The organism is Gilliamella sp. Choc5-1, from assembly GCF_001690595.1.
Classification (GTDB): Bacteria; Pseudomonadota; Gammaproteobacteria; order Enterobacterales; family Orbaceae; genus Gilliamella; species Gilliamella apicola_M.
Genome location: NZ_LZHH01000082.1, coordinates 1 through 3,263 on the forward strand (window position 1 = coordinate 1; position 3,263 = coordinate 3,263).

The following is a 3,263-nucleotide window of genomic DNA, read 5'->3' on the forward strand; positions in this document are numbered from 1 at the left end:
AAAAAAAAATAATACTCGTTTGGGAAAGATTTTCGGGATATATGATAACTCACCGGAAAACGACTCTATTACTATATGTGAAAATGGTATTAGTTGGACAACCAATCATAACAATATTTATGTTTTATTTAATGATATAAAAAAAACCTCTATTGAGGGAGATAAATCATCGGAAAATATATTAATTTATCTCAAGAATAATCAAATAATAAAACTTCCAGTTAGAGGTAAAAATGGTCGCTTTTCTGATATATTTGAGTTTTTGAGATTTTTAGATCGAGTCTTATCAGAACTGAAATAATCAACATCCTAGTATGTTACTGGAGGATATTATCCTCTTTTAAACTTGCAAAGCAAGTTCAATAATTAATTTGCTTTGCTAAATTTTAATCATTATTGTGTCGATTAACAATAAAACTAAATTCATCTAACTATCTACTATTACGTTGTTAATATTATGATAAAGTTGAACGATTTAGCTACACCTATGATGCCTTTAATCGGCGTACTAGCAAAACCGTGGATGGTAAAACCATCGAATTCCTGTATTCGTCTCATCCATGAGACTCACCCTTGCAGGGCCAACGCTAACGCGTTGTTCAAATTTGTTCCAGACAAATTTGTGGCAAGGTAGTCGGCTTATTGCCGAAACGGATAATGATAAACACTGGCAAACCTACCTTTACGAGCCGGACTCCTACCGCCCATTAGCCCTTGTCCACGGCAATGCACAGCAAGATAATATCAAACTCTACTGGTACCAAAACGACCACCTCGGCACCCCCATTGCCCTAACCAGCAACATGGGTGACACCCTCTATGAATGCCAGTATAATGCTTATGGGCAGATAATAAACGAAACCTACCATCAAGACGATTTCCAAACCCTGCCGGATAACCCGTTAAGGTTCCAAGGGCAATATTATGATGAGGAGACGGGACTTCACTACAACCTAAACCGTTATTACGATCCATTTACAGGCAGGTATATTACTCAAGATCCAATAGGGATTTTAAGTGATATCAATCTATATCGATATGTAGGTAATAATCCTATTAGCGGAATAGATCCGTTAGGATTGGATTTAATAGAACTTTACAGAGGAACAAAATTTGAAGCAGAATTATTATTATATGATGAAACTGGTTGGATTTTAAGTCAAACAGGAGCAAATACTTATTATGCTGCACGATTTTCTAATATACCGATAAGAGATGCTTTAAGTAAAGCTATTATTGAAACTAAATATGTTCATGCAAAAGCAATTAAGGAATGGGGAAGCATAGAACAATATGTACTTGCTCATGGTGAATTTGGCCAAGAAATCTATTCAATTTCTGGTGGAAGATCTCTAATATCTTTCTCTACAAATAAAGAGATAGCACAAAGATTCGGTAGTACAATTTTGCATATAAAAATTCCAAGGAGCAAAGTTATACAACAAATTTTAGAAACTTCAACAGAGTCAGAATATTTAATTATTAATGGAGTAAAGCCATGAAATGGATAAAAGCAGAAGGAGTAGATTTTAAATATATTTTTCCTAATGATAAAAACTTCACAGAAGTGGAATTCTTATTCAAAACTAAAATTATAGATTCATATTATAATATGCCTTTATTACGTGATAACGATCTTCCGGATGAGCTCTATAAAATAATACAGAATGGAAATAATACACGATTAGCTATTTTTAAACGCCCTCAATTTCCAAAAAATCAAAAAGAAAATATCACATTTTATGATGCTCCTTATTGTATTGTATGGCCAAATTATGATATTGATTTAAACGTGTTAGATCAAAAAGTAATTAATGATACTTTTAATGATCAAGATTTCATCAATTCAATTAAAACATATATTCAAAGAGTGGTTTGTTTTACTTGTCATCAAGAATATGTTTCATTAGTCATTGATCCTGGAGCGATTTATATTATTTTAGATAAAAGTGGTAAACCAGATAGCTCTAAACTTGATTTGTTAGAAAAAAAATTACACAGGGTTAATTTAAAAAAATGCCCTAATTGTAGTTCCTCCTTTACTATATATGTAGCTAAAATTTTATATAAATGTGAAGATAAAAAATTTACATGGTAATTAAAAAACAAAATAGTAGTCTGGTAACATTTTTACTGAAAATACCAATCTCCGTATAATACTTTTGGACAGACGATTTTTGAGTATGACCGCTTTGGTAATCTGATTGCTGAAAAGCGCGGAAAAGACCACAGTCTAGTCACCCACTATGAGTACGACTGCCGGCACCGGTTAATCAAAGTGATTAAGCCGACGGGGCTCATTATCACCTATACTTATGATGCCTTTAATCGGCGTACTAGCAAAACCGTGGATGGCAAAACTATTGAATTTATCTGGCAAGGTAGCCGGCTTATTGCCGAAACCGATAATGATAAACACTGGCAAACCTACCTTTACGAGCCGGACTCCTACCGCCCATTAGCCCTTGTCCACGGCAATGCACAGCAAGATAATATCAAACTATACTGGTACCAAAACGACCACCTCGGCACCCCCATTGCCCTCACCAGCAACATGGGTGACACCCTCTATGAATGCCAGTATAATGCCTATGGGCAGATAATAAACGAAACCTACCATCAAGACGATTTCCACGCCCTGCCGGATAACCCGTTAAGGTTCCAAGGGCAATATTATGATGAGGAGACGGGACTTCACTACAACCTAAACCGTTATTACGACCCATTTACAGGCAGGTATATCACTCAAGATCCGCTTGGTATACTGGGTGGACTAAATAGTTATCAATATGCTGGTAGCGATCCGATAAATTGGATTGATCCGTTAGGGTTGGTTAAGGTTGCTGATAAAGGCGTTAAGGGGATCGCTGGAAAAGGGACTGATGAACAATTAGTGCCAGATACTTTTGTTTCAGATGTTACTACACATAATAAACAAATAGGGCTGGATCGGCTACACTAATTCATACAACTTTTTTAAGGGGTAAGGTAAACTTATCACAACTAAAAAAGGAACAAATATGAATAAGATTAAACGCAAAAGACGAACATTCACAGATGATTTTAAACACCAAATGGTCAGTCTTTATCAACATGGTAAATCACGTAGTGAAATCGTTGCAGAATATGATTTGACACCATCAGCATTGGACCGTTGGATAACGCAATCAAGCCAAAGTGGCTCATTTAAAACAAAAGATAATCGCAGTCCACAAGAACAAGAGCTAATCGCGTTGCGTAAAGAGCTTAAACAGCTGCGTATG

At 35.6% G+C, this 3,263-nt stretch carries 5 protein-coding genes; all 5 read left to right on the forward strand.

The window, feature by feature from the left end; genetic code table 11:
• A partial coding sequence (locus A9G35_RS07065; RefSeq protein ID WP_176701406.1) for a hypothetical protein occupies positions 1 to 301 on the forward strand: 301 nt, incomplete at its 5' end.
• Between the two features lie 259 nt (positions 302 to 560).
• The gene (locus tag A9G35_RS07070) at positions 561 to 1,502 is read left to right on the forward strand and encodes an RHS repeat-associated core domain-containing protein (protein ID WP_065636270.1); all 942 of its coding nucleotides are present in this window, start codon (positions 561 to 563) and stop codon (positions 1,500 to 1,502) included.
• Positions 1,499 to 2,098 carry a hypothetical protein gene (locus tag A9G35_RS07075; protein ID WP_065636271.1) on the forward strand — a complete coding sequence of 200 codons (600 nt, stop codon included), beginning with the start codon at positions 1,499 to 1,501 and terminating at the stop codon, positions 2,096 to 2,098. The genes A9G35_RS07070 and A9G35_RS07075 overlap by 4 nt, the downstream gene beginning before the upstream one ends.
• Before the next feature lie 180 nt (positions 2,099 to 2,278).
• Positions 2,279 to 2,962, forward strand: a complete 684-nt coding sequence (locus A9G35_RS13695) for an RHS repeat-associated core domain-containing protein (protein ID WP_081300155.1) — start codon at positions 2,279 to 2,281, stop codon at positions 2,960 to 2,962.
• Between the two features lie 58 nt (positions 2,963 to 3,020).
• A partial coding sequence (locus tag A9G35_RS07085; RefSeq protein WP_065636273.1) for a transposase occupies positions 3,021 to 3,263 on the forward strand: 243 nt, incomplete at its 3' end.